The organism is Achromobacter sp. 18P8.1.1 (assembly GCF_057799415.1).
In genome coordinates this window covers 1-16,248 of record NZ_JBYOKH010000086.1, presented here as the reverse complement: position 1 = coordinate 16,248, position 16,248 = coordinate 1, and the positions used below count along the sequence as shown (strand labels likewise).

General features: G+C 66.5%; 14 protein-coding genes. 6 read left to right on the top strand and 8 right to left on the bottom strand.

All coding sequences use genetic code 11. From position 1 onward, the window contains the following. The coding region (locus AC27VE_RS30365; RefSeq protein ID WP_488705810.1) for a dihydrodipicolinate synthase family protein at window positions 1–452 on the bottom strand (452 nt) is incomplete at its 3' end. A gap of 295 nt (window positions 453–747) precedes the next feature. Between AC27VE_RS30365 and AC27VE_RS30360 the strand changes: the two genes are divergently transcribed. Next, complete coding sequence (locus tag AC27VE_RS30360; protein WP_488705809.1) at window positions 748–1,734, top strand: Bug family tripartite tricarboxylate transporter substrate binding protein; 987 nt, start codon at window positions 748–750, stop codon at window positions 1,732–1,734. A 52-nt stretch (window positions 1,735–1,786) separates the two neighbouring features. On the opposite strand, the gene AC27VE_RS30355 is transcribed toward AC27VE_RS30360, so the two are convergent. Together AC27VE_RS30355 and AC27VE_RS30350 are read right to left on the bottom strand one after the other, a co-directional pair. Then, window positions 1,787–2,101 carry a helix-turn-helix domain-containing transcriptional regulator gene (locus AC27VE_RS30355; protein ID WP_488705808.1) on the bottom strand — a complete coding sequence of 105 codons (315 nt, stop codon included), beginning with the start codon at window positions 2,099–2,101 and terminating at the stop codon, window positions 1,787–1,789. Next, window positions 2,082–2,426 carry a type II toxin-antitoxin system RelE/ParE family toxin gene (locus AC27VE_RS30350; protein WP_088591648.1) on the bottom strand — a complete coding sequence of 115 codons (345 nt, stop codon included), beginning with the start codon at window positions 2,424–2,426 and terminating at the stop codon, window positions 2,082–2,084. Before AC27VE_RS30350 ends, AC27VE_RS30355 begins: the two co-directional genes overlap by 20 nt. A gap of 240 nt (window positions 2,427–2,666) precedes the next feature. On the opposite strand from AC27VE_RS30350, the gene AC27VE_RS30345 reads away from it, so the two are divergent. Beyond that, complete coding sequence (locus AC27VE_RS30345) at window positions 2,667–3,059, top strand: GFA family protein (RefSeq protein ID WP_424626216.1); 393 nt, start codon at window positions 2,667–2,669, stop codon at window positions 3,057–3,059. 73 nt (window positions 3,060–3,132) lie between these two features. Here AC27VE_RS30345 and AC27VE_RS30340 read toward each other — a convergent pair whose 3' ends face one another. Next, complete coding sequence (locus tag AC27VE_RS30340; protein ID WP_488705807.1) at window positions 3,133–3,741, bottom strand: nucleotidyltransferase family protein; 609 nt, start codon at window positions 3,739–3,741, stop codon at window positions 3,133–3,135. Between the two features lie 242 nt (window positions 3,742–3,983). On the opposite strand from AC27VE_RS30340, the gene AC27VE_RS30335 reads away from it, so the two are divergent. From AC27VE_RS30335 to AC27VE_RS30320, 4 genes are read left to right on the top strand one after another with little or no spacing between them, the layout of a single operon-like run. Then, a complete protein-coding gene (locus tag AC27VE_RS30335) occupies window positions 3,984–7,400 on the top strand; it encodes a response regulator (RefSeq protein ID WP_488705806.1) in 3,417 nt (1,138 codons plus the stop codon). Window positions 7,401–7,433: 33 nt separating this feature from the next. Next, window positions 7,434–8,273, top strand: a complete 840-nt coding sequence (locus AC27VE_RS30330; RefSeq protein ID WP_006223009.1) for a CheR family methyltransferase — start codon at window positions 7,434–7,436, stop codon at window positions 8,271–8,273. Beyond that, complete coding sequence (locus AC27VE_RS30325; protein WP_006223008.1) at window positions 8,270–8,887, top strand: chemotaxis protein CheB; 618 nt, start codon at window positions 8,270–8,272, stop codon at window positions 8,885–8,887. The genes AC27VE_RS30330 and AC27VE_RS30325 overlap by 4 nt, the downstream gene beginning before the upstream one ends. Before the next feature lie 18 nt (window positions 8,888–8,905). Continuing rightward, entirely contained in the window at window positions 8,906–10,045 is a 1,140-nt protein-coding gene (locus AC27VE_RS30320) for a hybrid sensor histidine kinase/response regulator (protein ID WP_488705805.1), read from the top strand. Between the two features lie 34 nt (window positions 10,046–10,079). On the opposite strand, the gene AC27VE_RS30315 is transcribed toward AC27VE_RS30320, so the two are convergent. From AC27VE_RS30315 to AC27VE_RS30300, 4 genes are all read right to left on the bottom strand, one after another. Continuing rightward, entirely contained in the window at window positions 10,080–12,491 is a 2,412-nt protein-coding gene (locus AC27VE_RS30315) for a TonB-dependent siderophore receptor (RefSeq protein ID WP_488705812.1), read from the bottom strand. A gap of 356 nt (window positions 12,492–12,847) precedes the next feature. Continuing rightward, on the bottom strand, window positions 12,848–13,837 hold the full coding sequence (locus AC27VE_RS30310; RefSeq protein WP_488705804.1) for a FecR family protein: 990 nt from the start codon (window positions 13,835–13,837) through the stop codon (window positions 12,848–12,850). Beyond that, window positions 13,834–14,391 (bottom strand): sigma-70 family RNA polymerase sigma factor, encoded by a 558-nt coding sequence (locus AC27VE_RS30305; RefSeq protein ID WP_488705811.1) that lies wholly within the window; start codon window positions 14,389–14,391, stop codon window positions 13,834–13,836. The genes AC27VE_RS30310 and AC27VE_RS30305 overlap by 4 nt, the downstream gene beginning before the upstream one ends. A gap of 209 nt (window positions 14,392–14,600) precedes the next feature. After that, entirely contained in the window at window positions 14,601–16,184 is a 1,584-nt protein-coding gene (locus AC27VE_RS30300; protein ID WP_488705803.1) for an aldehyde dehydrogenase (NADP(+)), read from the bottom strand. Window positions 16,185–16,248 lie beyond the last annotated feature (64 nt).

Genomic DNA, 16,248 nt, shown 5'->3' with positions numbered 1-16,248 from the left:
GCCGACAGGCGGGACTGGGCGCGGTTGTAGACGATGACGCCGATCTTGACGGACTTGCAGACCTGTTCGACGTGGGCGGCGATGCCGTCCTGCGAGGCTTCGGTCAGGTAGTGGGGCAGCAGCAGGATGCCCTTGGCGCCTTGGCGCTCGGCTTCCTGGGCGTAGGCGATGGCGGTGCGGGTGGGGCCGCCCGCGCCTGCCAGGATCGGCACCTTGCCGGCGCAGGTCTGCACGGCGGTGCGCACGACGTCCGAATACTCCTGGGGAGCCAGGGAGAAGAACTCGCCGGTGCCGCCTGCGGCAAAGAGGGCGGTAGCGCCGTACGGGGCCAGCCATTCGAGGCGGGCGGCGTAGGTCTTGGCGTTGAAATCGCCGTTCTGGTCAAAGTCCGTCACGGGGAAGGACAGCAGCCCTTCCGATACGATTTCTTTGAGTTCCTGGGGAGTCGTCATGCCTGTCATCCATTAAAAGGGAATGGGTAAAGAGGGAAAGCGAAAAAAGAGCAGGGCTGGAACCGTGTAGCTGCTGCGGTTAATGAGTAGATGTATGTCATCGTACAACATACAACTGAAGCGAGCAATAGGTCTGGAAATCCTGGCATTTCTGCCTACCAACGCGGCGCGCTTCGCCTGACAAATTCGGAATTACCCTAGATTGAACCGCGTGCGGGATGAAAGTACTCTCTTTCTCCGAAAGTCGTACGACAACGTACAAGATATAAAACCATTCCCCTTTCAGGAGACAAGCTTGAAGGCATTCCCCCTGCTGCGTCGCACCTTCGCCGTTCTGGCCCTGACCACCTTGGGCGCCGCCAGCGCGCACGCCGCCGACGATTGGCCCCGCGCTAAACCCATCACGCTGGTGGTGCCCTTTGCCCCCGGCGGCACCTCAGACATCCTGGGCCGGCTCATCGCGCAGGAACTGGGCGCCAGCCTGAGCCAGACCGTGCTGGTGGAAAACAAGGGCGGCGCGGGTGGCGTGCTGGGCGCCGACGCCGTGGCGCGCGCCAAGCCTGACGGCTATACCTTGCTGCTGGGCACGATCGCCACCCATGCGATCAACCCGTCGCTGTTGCCGGGCATCAACTACAACGCGGCCAAGGATTTCGCGCCGGTCATCCTGTTGGGCAGCATTTCGAACGTGCTGCTGGTGGGGGCGAACCAGCCGTACAAGTCCGTGCAGGACGTGGTGGCCGCGGGCAAGGCCAATCCGGACACGATCGCCTTCGGCTCGGCCGGGCAGGGGACGTCCCAGCACTTGTCAGGCGAAGTATTCAAGCAATTGACGGGCGCCCACCTCACCCACGTGCCGTACCGCGGCAGCGCGCCCGCCATCCAGGACCTGATCGGCGGCCAGATTCCGAGCTCGTTCGAAACGGCGCTGGTGGCGCTGCCTTATGTGCAAAGCGGCAAGGTGCGCGCATTGGCGGTCACGTCGGCCAAGCGCACCGAGGTGATGCCCGATGTGCCGACGATGCAGGAGGCTGGCGTCGCCGGCTTCGACGTCAGCAGCTGGCAAGCCATCTACGCGCCGGCCAACACGCCGCCGGCTGTGGTCGACCGCCTGAACCAGGCCATTGCCGCCATCATCGCCAAGCCGGACGTCAACGGCAAGATGAAGGGCCTGGGCCTGGCCTATACGCCGAATACGCCTGCGGAGTTCACGGCGTTCCAGACCGGCGAGCAAGCCAAATGGGCGAAGATCATCGCGGACGGGAAACTGCGGGTGCAGTGAAGACGCGGCGCACGGCGCCGGGCCATGTCGCGCCGCCGCCGATTCCCGGGGCTTAGGTGTTGCCAGGCGTGAGAGGCGCAAGCGGCTGCACGGCCAGCCGCAAGCCCATCGCTTTGAGAATGGCCGCAAGGCTGCTCAGAGACGGGTTTCCTTTCGGCGACAGCGTGCGGTAAAGCTGCGTGGGGTTCAAGTGCGCTTGCGCGGCAACCTCCTGAATCCCGCCGAACGCTTGCGCCAGTTGCCGAAGCATGACCAGCAGGTCGGCTTGGTCGCCGTCCTTCAAGATGGTGTTCATGAGCTCCAACGCGAAAGCGGGATCACTGCGATACACCTCCGCCATCGCTTCGTCATGGGATCTGCTTCTCATCATCTGATCTCCGTTGCCAATCCTGCCAATAGTCCACCGCGCGGTCGATATCGGAATCCTGCGTACGCTTGTCTCCACCTCCCAGCAGCAGCACCACACGCCGGCCGGAAAAAGCGTAGTACACGCGGTAGCCGGGACCAACATGCACACGCATTTCCCAGACGCCCTCGCGGCAAAAGCGATGATCGCCAAAGTTGCCGCGTTCGATGCGGAAGACCCTCTGCGCAATGGCGACTTTGGCGCGAACGTCACGTAGGCCGCGCAGCCAGTCGACATAGGTATCCCTGAGCCCGCGAGGTGTCAGGTAATGTTCGATTCGGTACATGGCGAGTTTCGTCTATAAACGAATTTTTATCAAGTGCAAAAATCGGCACAGGTAGGAGCGATAGACTGTCTGCAGAAGGGGCCTGCCGGAACGCAACCTTCGGCGATGCCGTTCGTCAGCCTTGACCATAGGCCATTAGGCTTGGCGAATACTTTCAATGGTGATGATGTTGTCCACCCTGATTCACGTAATCCGCTTGCCGTCAGCGACGGTCCCTTTGACTTGGAGAGGAGACACAGCATGGAACGGTTTACAGGCAGTTGTCTTTGCGGCGACGTGAAGATCGTGGCGTTGGGGCAGCCGTACCGGGTGGGCCTGTGCCACTGCATGGATTGCCGCAAGACCCATGGGGCGCTATTTCACGCTTCGGCGATATTCCCTCAAGATGCCGTGACGATCGACGGTGAAACGCGCGACTATGCCGGCCGGCATTTCTGCCCCCGTTGTGGGTCGACGTTGTTCGGGCGCACCGACGACGAGGTCGAGGTGAACCTGGGGTCGCTGGACGCGCCAGACCAACTGACGCCTACCTACGAAAGCTGGATCATCCGCAGGGAGTCCTGGCTGCCGCCGTTTCCGCTTGATCGCCGGTACGAGCGCGACCGCGAGTCGACGGGGCGCCACGAGGGATAGGACGCGCGGCCGGGCGCAGGCCAGATTGGCTTCGGTCTCGGTTCCGGCTTTGGTTCGGGTATTGCCGTTGGCGTCAGCCAAGCCGGCTTTGCAGCGCCTTTTCCGCCCGGAGGATGTCGTCGGGATGATCGATGTCCTGGACGCATCCCGCGTCGTCGGACGGCAGCGGGTGCATCGTGCCTCGTTGGCCGGCTTGGCGAACGAGCGGCATCGCGCCGGACTCCCCGCGCAGGCCTAGCAACGCGTCTTGCCAGGCGGGTCCGAAGCCCACCGGGTGGCCGGGTTGGGTCGTGCCGTCCGGCATGGCCACTAGCGGCCGCACTACCGCCCAGGGTTCGGCAAGGGACGCGTCGCGCAACGACTGGGCGATGTTGATCAGGCTGGCGGGTTCGATCAGGGGCAGGTCGCCGGGCAGGATCAGCCAACCGGGCGCATCCGGCCGACGGGCCACGCCACGCGCGATGGAGTCGCCCATGCCGTAGGCGTCGGGTTCGTGCTCGGGCCGTTCCACCAGCTCCCACGGCAAGCCGCTGGCGCGCACGGCGGCCAGCGTCCAGTCCAGCACCCGGCGGCCCAGCAGATGGGCGTGAAGCTTGCTGCCGGTGCCGCCGGCCTCGCGGAAGCGGCGTCCGGCGCCAGCGGCAAGAACCACAACGATGGGAGAGGAGGAAAGGTCGGCCATGGGTTCGGGGTATCGCGTCCCGTGCGGGGTTTCCGGGATCATTGCGCCAGGCTGACTTTACCCAGATTCGGCGGCGGGCGCCTGATCGGATTGCGGGGAGGCGGGTCCCTTTCCCCCGCCGCCAAACCATGTATAGTCCAGCGCTTAGGCCAATAGCAGCGACTGCGCCCGGTTCATCCCGGCGCCCGCCTTGTCGCACCGCTGGGCCATGCTCCCCTACATTGAATCCGTCACCCGCTACCATGCCGAAATCGTCGTCGCAGCCTGCCAACCGCTATGCCTTTCCCCGGACGCTATTGGCCGGGTTCGTGACGGCGGCCCTGGCCACGCTGGTCATCGCCTTCGTCAACGTCCGCTCGGCCGAAACGCGCATGCAAGCGGTCAAGGCCGTGGACCGCACGACCGAGACGTTGCGCCAGTTGAGCCTGTTCAATTCGGCGCTGAAGGATGCCGAGATCGGGCAGAGAGGCTATCTGCTGACCGGCGACGTGACCTACCTGCAGCCGTACCTGCGCTCGCTGGGGCTGATCGATCAGCGCCTTGCGCTGGTGAAAGAGGCTACGTCCAACGATTCGGCACAACGCCGCATCGTCAGCGACATCGAGGGCATCACGCGGCAAAAGCTGACGGAACTGCACGAGACGGTCGAGATGCGCAAGGCCGGCAACGTGGAAGGCGCGATGGCCGTGGTGCGTACCGATTCGGGCAAAGAGGCGATGGACCGCTTGCGCGACCTGGTGGGCGACCTGTATTCGCGGCAGATGGACGAACTGGCCGAAGGCAAAGACGCCTGGGCGGCGGCCGCCGCCACGTCGACCTATTACTCGTGGGGCGGTTCGCTGCTGTTGCTGGTGCTGATCCTGGCGTCGGCCGGCATGACGGTGCGGGAATATCGCGCGAAGGCGCGCCAATCCTGGGTGACGGCCGGCCTGTCGGGACTGAGCCTGCGCCTGCAGGGGGATCACCGCCTGGACGAGATCGGCAAGCGCGCGCTGGATTATCTGGCCGAGTATCTGGGCGCCGACGTGGGCGCGGGCTACGTGGTCGAGCGCAGCACGGGTGAACTGGAGCTTTTCGGCGGCTTTGCGTTGCCGCCCGAGCGCCTGGCGCGCAAGCTCCAGTCCGCCGAAGGCTTGGCCGGGCAGGCCGTCACGTCGCGCAGATTGCTGCATGTGCGCAATGTGCCGGCGGGGCACCTTGAAGTCGCCTCCGCCACGGGGCGTTCCGATCCCGCCGAACTCGTCCTGGCGCCGGCCATCCAGAACGGCCGGGTATATGCCGTGCTCGAGCTGGGCTTCAACCACCCGGTGAGCGAAAGCGAGCGAAACCTGCTGGAGGGCGCCTCGGAGATGCTGGCCTCGGCGATCCGTTCGGGCCAGGACCGCAGCCGCCTGGAGGCGCTGCTGGAGGAAACGCAGCGCCAGGCAGAAGAACTGCAGACCCAGCAGGAAGAGCTGCGCGTCAGCAACGAAGAGCTTGAGCAGCAGAGCCGCATCCTGCAGGAATCGCAGGCGCGCATGGAACTGCAGCAGACCGAGCTGGAGCAGACCAACGTCAACCTGGAATCGCAGGCCGACCAGTTGCTGCGGGTGCAGGACGCACTGACGGAGAAGGCCCGCCAGCTGTCGCAGGCCAGCCAGTTCAAGAGCGAGTTCCTGGCCAACATGAGCCACGAACTGCGCACGCCCCTGAATTCGACGTTGATCCTGGCCAAGCTGCTGTCGGACAACAAGCCGGGCAACCTGAGCGCCGAGCAAGTCAAGTACGCACAGACGATTTATTCCGCCGGCAGCGACCTGCTGACGCTGATCAACGACATTCTTGATCTGTCCAAGATCGAAGCCGGACAGGCCACCGTGGAAGTCGAGCAGGTGGTCGTTGCGCCGATGCTGCAGCGCCTGCTGGAGCCGCTGCGGCCGATGGCGCTGGACAAAGGACTGGCGCTGGAACTGGATATCGATCCGGCCGTGCCGGCCTCCCTGCATACCGATGCACAACGCCTGGGGCAGGTGCTGAAGAACCTGCTGTCCAACGCCCTCAAGTTCACGCAGCGCGGCACGGTCGCCCTGCGGGTGTCGCGCGTGGCGCGGGACCGGGTGGCGTTCGCCGTGCAAGACACCGGCATCGGCGTGCCGGCCGATCAGCAGGAACTGATTTTCGAGGCGTTTCGCCAGGCCGACGGCAGCACGCACCGCAAGTTCGGCGGCACGGGCCTGGGGCTGTCGATCTCACGCGACTTGGCCACGTTGCTGGGCGGCAGCCTGTCCGTGACCAGCACGCCGGGCCAAGGCAGCGTGTTCACGCTGGAGGTGCCTGTGCGGCTGGAAGAGGCGCCGTCGGTGCCGGGCGCCCAGAGCGGCGCGGCCTCGGCCACGCCCTTCATGCTGCCGAAGACGGCGCCTGTCGTTCCTCGCCGCGACGCGCCCGCCGCGCCTGCGCCCAAGGCACCCACCCCGTCGGGTCCGGAGCCGGAGCGCAGCATTCTCGTCATCGAAGACGACGAGCGCTTTGCCGGCATTCTTTCGGACCTGGCGCGCGAGATGGGCTTTGGCTGTTTCGTGGCTCACACCGCGACGGACGGCCTGGAACTGGCAACGCGCGAACGTCCCAACGCCATCGTGCTGGACATCAACCTGCCCGATTTCTCCGGGCTGGGCGTCCTGGATCAACTCAAGCGCAACCCGCAGACCCGCCACATCCCGGTCCATGTGGTATCGGTGGCCGATTACGCGCGCGAGGCCATGGGGCGCGGCGCTGCCGGCTACGCACTGAAGCCCGTCAAGCGCGAGGAACTGGTCCACGCCTTGCAGCGCCTGGAAGCGAAGTTCACCCGGCACGTGCGCCATGTGCTGGTGGTCGAAGATGACGACCGCCAGCGCGAGAGCGTGCGCCAGCTGCTGGCGCGCAACGACGTCGAGATCGCGCCGGCGGCCACCGCGGCGGCCGCGTTGGCACTGCTGCGCGAGACGACGTTCGACTGCGTCGTCATGGACCTGAACCTGCCCGACATGAGCGGCTACGAGCTGTTGCAGCAGATGACCGAGCAGGAGGGCGTGTCGTTCCCGCCGGTCATCGTCTATACCGGCCGCGCGCTGTCGCGGGACGAAGAGCAGCATCTGCGCCGCTTCTCGAAGTCCATCATCATCAAGGACGCGCGTTCGCCCGAACGGCTGCTGGACGAGGTGACGCTGTTCCTGCACCAGGTGGAAGCCGAACTGCCGCCCGAGCAGCGCCAGATGCTGGAACTGGCCCGCAGCCGCGATTCAGCGCTGGAAGGCCGTACCGTATTGGTGGTGGAAGACGACGTGCGCAACGTGTTCGCGTTGTCCAGCATCCTGGAGCCGACCGGCGTGCGCGTGGAGATCGCCCGCAACGGCCGTGAAGCGCTGGACGTGCTGGGCCGGGCCGGGTCGGACGGCCAGCCGGTGATCGACCTGGTGCTGATGGACATCATGATGCCCGAGATGGACGGCTACACGGCCATGCGCGAGATACGCAAGCGGCCCGAGTGGCGCCGCCTGCCGATCATTGCGCTGACCGCCAAGGCCATGAAGGACGACCAGGAGAAATGCCTGGCCGCCGGTGCCAACGACTACATCGCCAAGCCGCTGGACGTGGAGCGCCTGCTGTCCCTGGTGCGGGTCTGGATGCGCAGCTAAAGGCGTTCGCGCCACCCTTTGTTGAAGACCGTCATGCCATCCACCGCCAAAGCGCGCACCGCAGATATCGAGCAACGGCTGTTGCTCGACGCGATCTATCACCATTACCACTACGACTTTCGCGAGTACGCGCAGGCGTCGCTCAAGCGGCGCCTGCAAAGCGCGCTGACGCAATTCGGCTGCAAGACGCTGTCGCAACTGCAGGACCGCGTGCTGCATGAGCCGGCGGTGTTCACCGCGTTGCTGCAGTTCCTGACGGTTCAGGTCAGCGACATGTTCCGCGATCCAAGCTATTTCCTGGCGCTGCGCAACGAGGTGGTGCCGATTCTGCGCACCTATCCGTCGATCAAGGTGTGGGTGGCTGGGTGCAGCGCCGGCGAAGAGGTCTATTCGCTTGCCATCCTGCTGGCCGAAGAGGGCCTGCTTGAGCGCGCGCTGATCTATGCCACCGACATCAATCCGCACGCGCTGCGCACGGCGGAGCAGGGCGTCTTCGACCTGGACCGCGTGGCCGCCTTCAGTGCGAACCATGCCCGCTCCGGCGGCCGCAGCTCGCTGTCAGACTACTACACCGCCCGGTACGGGCGGGTGGTGTTCGACAAGCGTCTGCGTGAACACATGGTCTTTTCCGACCACAGCCTGGCGACCGACAGCGTGTTCGCGGAGGTCCACCTGATCTCCTGCCGCAACGTCCTGATCTATTTCGAACGCGATCTGCAAAACCGCGCACTGGGCCTGTTCCACGACGCGCTGGTCCATCGCGGCTTCCTGGGCCTGGGCTCGCGGGAATCGCTGCGGTTTTCGGCGCAGGCCGGCAACTTCGACGATTTCGTGCTGGAAGACCGCATCTACCGCAAGAAGGCGGGGCTATGAGCGCAGGTGAGTCTGCTGCCCGTGCGCCCGCGGCCGCCTGCCCGTGGGAGGCGATCGTCATCGGCGGATCGTCCGGCGCCATCGATGCGTTGAACACGCTGCTGCCCGCCTTGCCGGCCGGCCTGGACGCGGCGGTGGTGGTAGTGCTGCACCTGCCGCGCGACCGCCGCAGCCTGCTGGTCGATATTTTCCGCGAGCGCTGCGCCTTGATCGTGCAGGAAGCTGAAGACCAACTGTGGATACGCCCCGGCCATCTGTATTTTGCGCCGCCGGACTACCACTTGCTGGTGGACCAGGGGCCCCGGCTGGCGCTGTCGGTGGGCGCGCCGGTGTATTTTTCCCGGCCATCGATTGACGTGCTGTTCGAGTCCGCCGCCGATAGCTATGGCGAGAAACTGCTGGGCGTGCTGCTTTCCGGCGCCAACGAGGACGGCGCCGCCGGCCTGGCGGCGATACACGCCGCAGGCGGGCGCACGATCGTGCAGGCGCCGGCCAGCGCCGCCATGCCCACCATGCCCGAGGCCGCCCTGGCGCGGCAGCCGGCGCACGACGCCCTGACGCCCGACGAGATCGCCACCCTATTTTCCCAACTGCGCACGCCGCGCCTGCCGTAACCCCAACCTTCCGACACCATGTTCCTGACCTCCGCCAAACCACAAGAAGACCGCATCAAGTGCCTGCTTGTCGATGACGTTCCGGAAAACCTGATCGCGCTGGAAGCGCTGCTGGAAAGCGGCCGGGTAGAAGTGCTGAAAGCGCAATCCGGGCCAGAAGCGCTGGAACTGCTGCTGCATCATGGCGATGTGGCGCTGGCGCTGCTGGATGTGCAAATGCCCGACATGAACGGCTTTGAATTGGCCGAACTGATCCGTGGCAGCGAACGCACGCGCCATATCCCGCTGATTTTCATGACCGCCGGGTCGCGCGAGCAGAACTGGCAGTTCCGCGGCTACGAGAGCGGCGCCGTGGACTTCCTGTACAAGCCCATCGACCCGCACATGCTGAGCATGAAGGCGAACGTGTTCTTCGAACTGCATGAGCGCAAGCGGGCGCTGGCCACGCAGTTGGAAGAGCGCACGGAAGCCTTGCGGATCAACGAGATGTTCATGGCCGTGCTGAGCCACGATCTGCGCACGCCGCTGCAGTCCATCGTCATGGGGGCGTCGCTGTTGCAGCGCCAAAACGACGATGCGCGGGTGGCCAGCCTGGCCCAGCGCATGCTGCAAAGCAGTGAGCGCATGGCCCGTTTGATTGACGACCTGCTGGATGTGACCCGCATCCGGCAGGCGGGCGGCTTGACGCTTGAGCCGGCATGGATCGGCCTGGACGCCTTGCTGCAGCGTACCGTGGACGAAGTGCAGACCGGCTACCCCGACCGTCAGATCGAATGCGAATGCGTCGGGGACCTTGCTGGCTCCTGGGATGCCGAGCGCCTGAGCCAGGTCTTCACGAACCTGGTCGGCAACGCGCTGCACCATGGCAGCCGCGACGTGCCCGTGCAAGTCAAGGCGGACGGGACGGCGGCGGACCGGGTCGCAGTCACGGTCACCAACGGGGGCACCATTCCCCCGGCGCTGCTGCCGCACCTGTTCAACCCGTTCCGGGGCGGGTTGAACAGGTGCGCCGAAGGCCACAAGGGCCTGGGTCTGGGGCTGTTCATCGCCCAGCAGATCGTGCTGAGCCACGGCGGGCGCATCGGCGCCGAATCACGCGACGGCTTGACCCATTTCCGGGTGGACCTGCCGCGCGAAACCCCGCGCGCCGGCGGCTAGGCGCGGCGCGGGCCGGGTCGGTTTCCGGCGGGGATCAGAAGTCCGCGGAAACCGACAGCAGCACCGTCATGGGCGCGCCGACCGTCAGACCTTCACGCGCGGCGGATTGCCAGTAGTTCTTGTTGAACACGTTTTCCACCGTAGCGCGCACGACCATCGGCGTGCCGTTGGCCTTGAACGCATACCGCGCGCCCACGTCGAAACGGGTCCAACCCGGGATCTGCTGCGTATTGCCGACGTCCACATATTGCCGGCTGGTCCGCAACATCCGCGCCGTCAAGGTCAGGCCAGGCAGGAAGGGGGTGTCCCATTCCGCCGCCGCATTGAACTGGAAGCGCGGCACCGCCGGGGCCACATTGCCGTCGTTGATGCCGCCTTCGGTGCGCGTCAGGCGCCCGTCGGTGTACGCCACCCCGCCCAAGAGGCGCACGCCGCGCGCGGCGTCGCCCTGCACCAGGAATTCCAGGCCGCGGTTGCGCTGCTGGCCGTCGGACACATAACGGCGGCTTGCCGGGTCCAGGTAGCTGCTGGGCTTTTCGATCTGGAATGCGCTCAGCGTGGTGAAGAAATCACCGAAGTCGTACTTGCCGCCCACCTCGAATTGCTTGGCGATTTCCGGCGGGAACATTTCTCCCGCATTCACGGCGCCTTCGGGCGCGGTGCCACCCTGGCTCAGGCCTTCGATGTAGTTGCCATACAGCGACAGCCGTTGCGTAGGCCGCACCGTCAACGCGAACGCCGGCGTGACGGCGGACTTGGCGTAGTCCGAAGACGTGCGGCCGGTGGCGGCGTCAAAGTTGGTGGATTCGATCCGCTGGTGCCGGACGCCCGCGATGACCTGGACGCGGTCTTCGGCGAATGAGAGCTTGTCGGCCAGCGCAACGCTGTATAGGCGCGATTCGCTGGTCTTGGGCAAATCGTCCGGCCGGGCGATGTCTGGTTTCGGCAAGTCGGCGGGGTGGTACAGGTTGGAGAAGATGGTGCTTGAGCGGATCCGCGCAGAGGAATAGTCGATGGCCAGGGCGCTGGCCGACAGCGACGGCTCGTGCTTGACCGGGCCGGTATTGAACCGGCCGCGCACGCCCACTTCGCCCGTCTTGCTGAGCAGCGACTCGTTCAGGCGGGCGGGCACGGCGCCGATATCGCCTTCGCCGTCCAGCATCAGCCAGCTGGTCTGCATGCTTTCGAAGTCGTGCTTGCGCGCGCCCACGGCGCCATACACCGTCCAGTCCGGCGTCACGTCGAATTCGGCCCTGACGGCGCCCGACCATTCCTTGGTCTTCCAGTAGGTCCATGACGGGAAGAAATTCCGGCGCGCATCGGGCGCCCGGCCGATGTCGGTGCCGGGTTCCGGCGGGAACAGCAGCCCGCTGCGCGCATCGGTCGTGCGGTTCTGGTAGTTGATGTCGCCTTCCAGGCGGAAGCGCTCGCTCTGGTAATCCAGGCCCAGGGCCACCGCGCCCAGGTCTTCCTTGGAACCGTCCTGGGGCAGGTCGCCGCCGCTGCCGGCCACGTTCAGGCGCACGCCCCATTCCTGGCTCTCGCCGTAGCGGCGGGCCAGGTCGGCGTGAACGCCGAATTGGGAGTCGCCGATGTAGGTCAGCGTATAGCGGTTCAGCGGATCTGGGCCCGCGCGCTTGGGCACGAGGTTGATCGCGCCGCCCACGGAGCCGTAAGGCGCCATGCCATTGAGCAGAGCGTTCGGCCCGCGCAGGACTTCCACGCGTTCCACGCCGATCAACGAGCTTGCGTTGCGCGGCGACACGCCGTAGAGGCCATTGAATGACACGTCGTAGTTGAAGAGCGAGAAGCCGCGGATATTGAATTCGTCGCGCCCGGCGCCGCGCGAATAGGTATTGCGCACCGAGGGATCGTTGACCAGCACATCGCCGATGTTCTGCGCCTGCTGGTCTTCGATCAATTTGGCCGTGTATTGCGTGGCGCTGAAGGGCGTGTCCAGGTCGCTCAGATTGCCCAGCAGGCCGACGCGCCCGCCGCTTGCCACCTGGCCGCCGGCGTACACGGGCGGCAAGCCGCTGGACAGCGCGCTGCCCGTGACCGTCACGGCCTCGAGCACGGCGGTGCCGGTTTCGGGTATGGCGACCAGCCGGTACTGGTTCGGGGCTTCGCGCGTGGCGCGCAGGCCGGTGCCGGCCAGCGCCTGATCCAGGGCCTCCGCACGAGAATAGCGCCCGCGCACGCCACCGCTCTGGCGGCCTGCCAACAGTTCCCTGGGCGCGGCCAGCAAGATTCCCGACTCATTCGCCAGGCGCGTCAGCACCTGGTTCAGGGGGGCAGGGGCAATGTCGAACGTCAGCAACGCGGCGGCTTGCCCGGCCCCGGCCGGTGCGGGCTGGGCATGCGGCGCCGACGCCCAAAGGGCGGACAGGGCGAGGGCAAGCGCCAGTGGCAGGCGGGATCCCTGGCGATGGCCGCGCAAGGCCATGGGCTGCGCGGGAAGAGGCAGGGTGGGCGGGAAACGATGGGGCATGACGGAACCTGTGCGCTCGTGCAATGGATAGGAAGGAAGCGAGAGGCGCGGCCAGGGCGGAAATGCCGTGCGGCGCGTGGACTCTCGGACGCTCACTTTCCTAAATCGAACGAGACGGCAAAATGCGGAACCGAATTCATGATTTTTTTTACCGCCGGGCCGCCCCAAGGTAAAAAGCGCCCCCTCGGGGGGCAGCAAGCGTGCGGAGCATGCGCGGCGTGGGGGCCTTTTTACCGCCGGGCCGCCCCAAGGTAAAAACGCCCCCTCGGGGGGCAGCAAGCGTGCGGAGCATGCGCGGCGTGGGGGCCTTTTTACCGCGGGGCGATGCTTACCCACCACGGCAACGGGCGGTTCAGCCGGATCGGCAGCACGGATGCCAGCATGTCCAGGGCGCGATCCACATCGTTGAGGGGGTAGCTGCCGAAGACCCGCAGTTGCTGGGCCTCGGGCGACAGGCCCAGGTGCCCGGCATGGTAACGGCGCAATTCAGCGACGACGTTGGCCAAGGGCGTGCCGTCGGCCAGCAGCAGGCCGTGCCGCCAGCTTTCCCGCGCAGGGTCGGCCGGCATCAGCGGCTGCAGCGTATCAGCCGTGAACCGGGCTTGCTGGCCAGCCGGCACGATGCCGCTTGCGCCCGAGCGTGCGGGATTCACGCGGACGGCGCCTTCGTAGACCGCGACCAGGGTTCCGGAATCGCCCTGGCTGACCGAAAAGCGCGTGCCCAGGGCTTGTAGCCGGCCCTGCGCCGTATCGACGATGAAGGGGCGCGACGGATCTTTGCCGGTATCGATCAGTATTTCGCCCGTCACCAGTTGCAGGCGTCGCTGCGTATCGCTGTAGGCCTGATTGAACGCGCTGAGCGCCTTGATCCAGACCGTCGTGCCATCAGCCAGCGCAACCTGGCGCGTTTCGCCCACCCCTGCCTGGTAGTCCGTGCCCCACAGCGATGCCAGGGCAGACAAGGGCGTCTGGCGCCAGGCCGTCCAACCCAGCCAGGACAAGCCCAGCGATCCTGCCAGGCCCAGCAAGACCTGGCGCCGTCGGCGCGGCGCGGCGCTGATCGCCCGGTGAAAGGCAGAGACGGCGGCCTCGCGGTCCGGGCTCGATTGCAGCGGACTGAAGCGGCGGTCGATGCGTTCGACATAGCTCCAGGCCTGGCGGTGCTCGGCATCCCGGCCCAGCCATTGCTTCCATTTCTGTTGTTCGGCGGCCGATGCCTGGCCCGTACGCAGCAACGCATACCACTCGGCGGCTTCTTCCATCGCCCGATGCGAGGGTTCCTGCAGGGTTGTGGCGGTCATGACGCGACCGTCAGCGGGGCTGGCGCCGTCGGGATGGGAGGCGTCTCGGGCTGGCCCGCAGCCAGGCGGGCTTCCAGCTTCATGCAGCACAGCATGGCCTGCGCCACGTACTTGCGCACCATGCGGGAGGACACGTTCAGCGTGGCGGCAACTTCGTTGTCCGTCATTTCGCAGGCCACGGCCATGACGAAGGCGTGCGCGACCTTGGGCGGCAATTCACGAAGCATGGTGTCGATTTCGCCCAGGGCCTCAAGCACCATGGCCTGCTGTTCCGCAGACGCCACCGTGGGTTCGGGCTGGGCGGCAAGGACTTCCAGCCACGCCTGCTCCAGGCTGCGGCGCCGCCAAAGGTCGACGCACATGCCGTTGGCCATCTTGCGCAAGTAAGCGCGGACCTGCTGCGCGTTCTCGAAGTGGCAGGGGCGCGTCAGCAGTCGGACGAATGCATCGTGCGCCAGGTCGGCAGCATCGGCCGCATTGCCCAGACGCCAGTTCACCCAGGCGAGCAACCAGTTGTGGTGATTGCCGTACAGGTGCTCGAAGTCATGGGACAAACCTTGTGATGCGCTCACGATCTCGCCCGCTCGCGATAGGGGGCCGCACCATTGCTAATGCGAACACGTATCAATTAATAAGTGAGGGCAGATTATTGCGCGTGGCGGACCGCCTTGGCAACCCTGGGGAAATCGAGTGTGGCGCGCCGGCCTCAGGCCTTTGAAGCGGGGCCCGAGGCGCGACGCCTTCCCAAGAGACGACGCGAGCGTCAGCCCGCCGTCATCACGCCATCGACCATCCGCATCAGGTCCAGCGGATTGCCGCGCTTGACGCCCTCCGGCAGCAGCGCGTCCGGCAGGTCCTGATAGCAGACCGGGCGCAGGAAGCGGCGGATGGCCGTGGCGCCCACCGACGTCGATGCCGGATTCGACGTGGCGGGGAAGGGGCCGCCGTGCACCATGGCATGGCTGACTTCCACGCCCGTCGGGTAGCCATTCGCCAGGATGCGGCCGGCCTTGCGTTCCAGCACGGGCAGCAGCGCCTGGGCCGAGGCGACGTCGGCGTCGTCGACGAATAGCGTGGCGGTAAGCTGGCCTTCCAGGTGTTCGGCCACAGCCTGCATCTGGGCAAGGTCCTTGCAGGCGACGACCAGCGAGGCCGGGCCGAAGACTTCGGCTTCCAATTCGTGCGAGGCCAGGAAACGGTCGGCTTGCGTGCCGAAGACCACGGCGCCGGCGGCATTGGCGGCCGGCTTCGAGGCTTCGCCGCGGCCCAGGGTGGCGACGTTGGCGTGCTTGGCCAGCGCGTCGGCGCCTTCCTGGTAGGCCGCGAAGATGCCTGGAGTCAGCATGGTGGCGGCGCCCTTGGCCTGGACGGCTTCTGCGGCCGCTTGGCGGAAACGTTCCAGGGCGGGGCCTTCAATGCCGATGACCAGGCCCGGGTTGGTGCAGAACTGGCCGACGCCCATCGCCAGCGAATCGACGAAGCCGCGGGCAATGGCTTCGGCGCGCGCTTCCAGCGCGGCGGGCATCAGGAACACCGGGTTGATGCTGGACATCTCGGCATAGACGGGGATCGGCACCGGACGGGCGTTGGCGGCGGCGACCAGCGCCAGGCCGCCGCGGCGCGAACCGGTGAAGCCGACGGCGGTGATGGCCGGGTGCGTCGCCAGGGCCGTGCCGATTTCGCTGCCTGCGCCGAACAGCAGCGAGAACGTGCCTTCCGGCAGGCCGTGCTTGGCCACGGCCGCCTGGATCACGCGGCCGACCATTTCAGAGGCGCCGGGGTGGGCGTTGTGGGCCTTGACGATGACGGGGCAACCGGCCGCAAGCGCCGACGCCGTGTCGCCGCCGGCAACCGAGAAGGCCAGCGGGAAGTTGCTGGCGCCGAAGACCGCCACGGGGCCCAGCGGCACGTTGGCCAGGCGCAGGTCGGCGCGGGGCAGCGGTTGGCGCTCGGGCTGGGCGGGGTCGATGGTGGCGTCCAGGAAATAGCCGTCGCGGACCACGCGGGCGAACAGGCGCAATTGGCCGACGGTGCGGCCGCGTTCGCCTTGCAGGCGGGCCAGGGGCAAACCGGTTTCCTGGTGGGTGCGTTCGATCAGTGCGTCGCCCAGGGCCAGGATGCCTTCCGCGATGCTCTCCAGGAATTGCGCGCGGGTTTCCAGCGGCACGGCGCGGTAGGGGTCAAAGGCGGCGCGGGCCAGTTCGGCCGCGCGCGCGACGTCGTCGGACGAGCCGGCGGGAAAGCCGGGTTCCAGGCGTTCGCCGGTCGCGGGGTTGATGGCGTGCTGGGCGGCGCCCGAGCCAAGAATGGCGGTGGCGCCGATCAGCATTTGGCCGGTCAAAGTCATGAGGATTCTCCGAAAAAAACGCCCCCGAATCGGGGGCAGGAATGCGTGGGGTGTCGCTCGGTGC

Excerpts from the sequence above, each read along its gene's own strand:
- AC27VE_RS30355 (WP_488705808.1), bottom strand. The coding sequence starts at position 2,101 with ATGAGAAGCAGATCCCATGACGAAGCGATGGCGGAGGTGTATCGCAGT.
- AC27VE_RS30350 (WP_088591648.1), bottom strand. The coding sequence starts at position 2,426 with ATGTACCGAATCGAACATTACCTGACACCTCGCGGGCTCAGGGATACC.
- AC27VE_RS30345 (WP_424626216.1), top strand. The coding sequence starts at position 2,667 with ATGGAACGGTTTACAGGCAGTTGTCTTTGCGGCGACGTGAAGATCGTG.
- AC27VE_RS30340 (WP_488705807.1), bottom strand. The coding sequence starts at position 3,741 with ATGGCCGACCTTTCCTCCTCTCCCATCGTTGTGGTTCTTGCCGCTGGC.
- AC27VE_RS30335 (WP_488705806.1), top strand. The coding sequence starts at position 3,984 with ATGCCGAAATCGTCGTCGCAGCCTGCCAACCGCTATGCCTTTCCCCGG.
- AC27VE_RS30330 (WP_006223009.1), top strand. The coding sequence starts at position 7,434 with ATGCCATCCACCGCCAAAGCGCGCACCGCAGATATCGAGCAACGGCTG.
- AC27VE_RS30325 (WP_006223008.1), top strand. The coding sequence starts at position 8,270 with ATGAGCGCAGGTGAGTCTGCTGCCCGTGCGCCCGCGGCCGCCTGCCCG.
- AC27VE_RS30320 (WP_488705805.1), top strand. The coding sequence starts at position 8,906 with ATGTTCCTGACCTCCGCCAAACCACAAGAAGACCGCATCAAGTGCCTG.
- AC27VE_RS30315 (WP_488705812.1), bottom strand. The coding sequence starts at position 12,491 with ATGGCCTTGCGCGGCCATCGCCAGGGATCCCGCCTGCCACTGGCGCTT.
- AC27VE_RS30310 (WP_488705804.1), bottom strand. The coding sequence starts at position 13,837 with ATGACCGCCACAACCCTGCAGGAACCCTCGCATCGGGCGATGGAAGAA.
- AC27VE_RS30300 (WP_488705803.1), bottom strand. The coding sequence starts at position 16,184 with ATGACTTTGACCGGCCAAATGCTGATCGGCGCCACCGCCATTCTTGGC.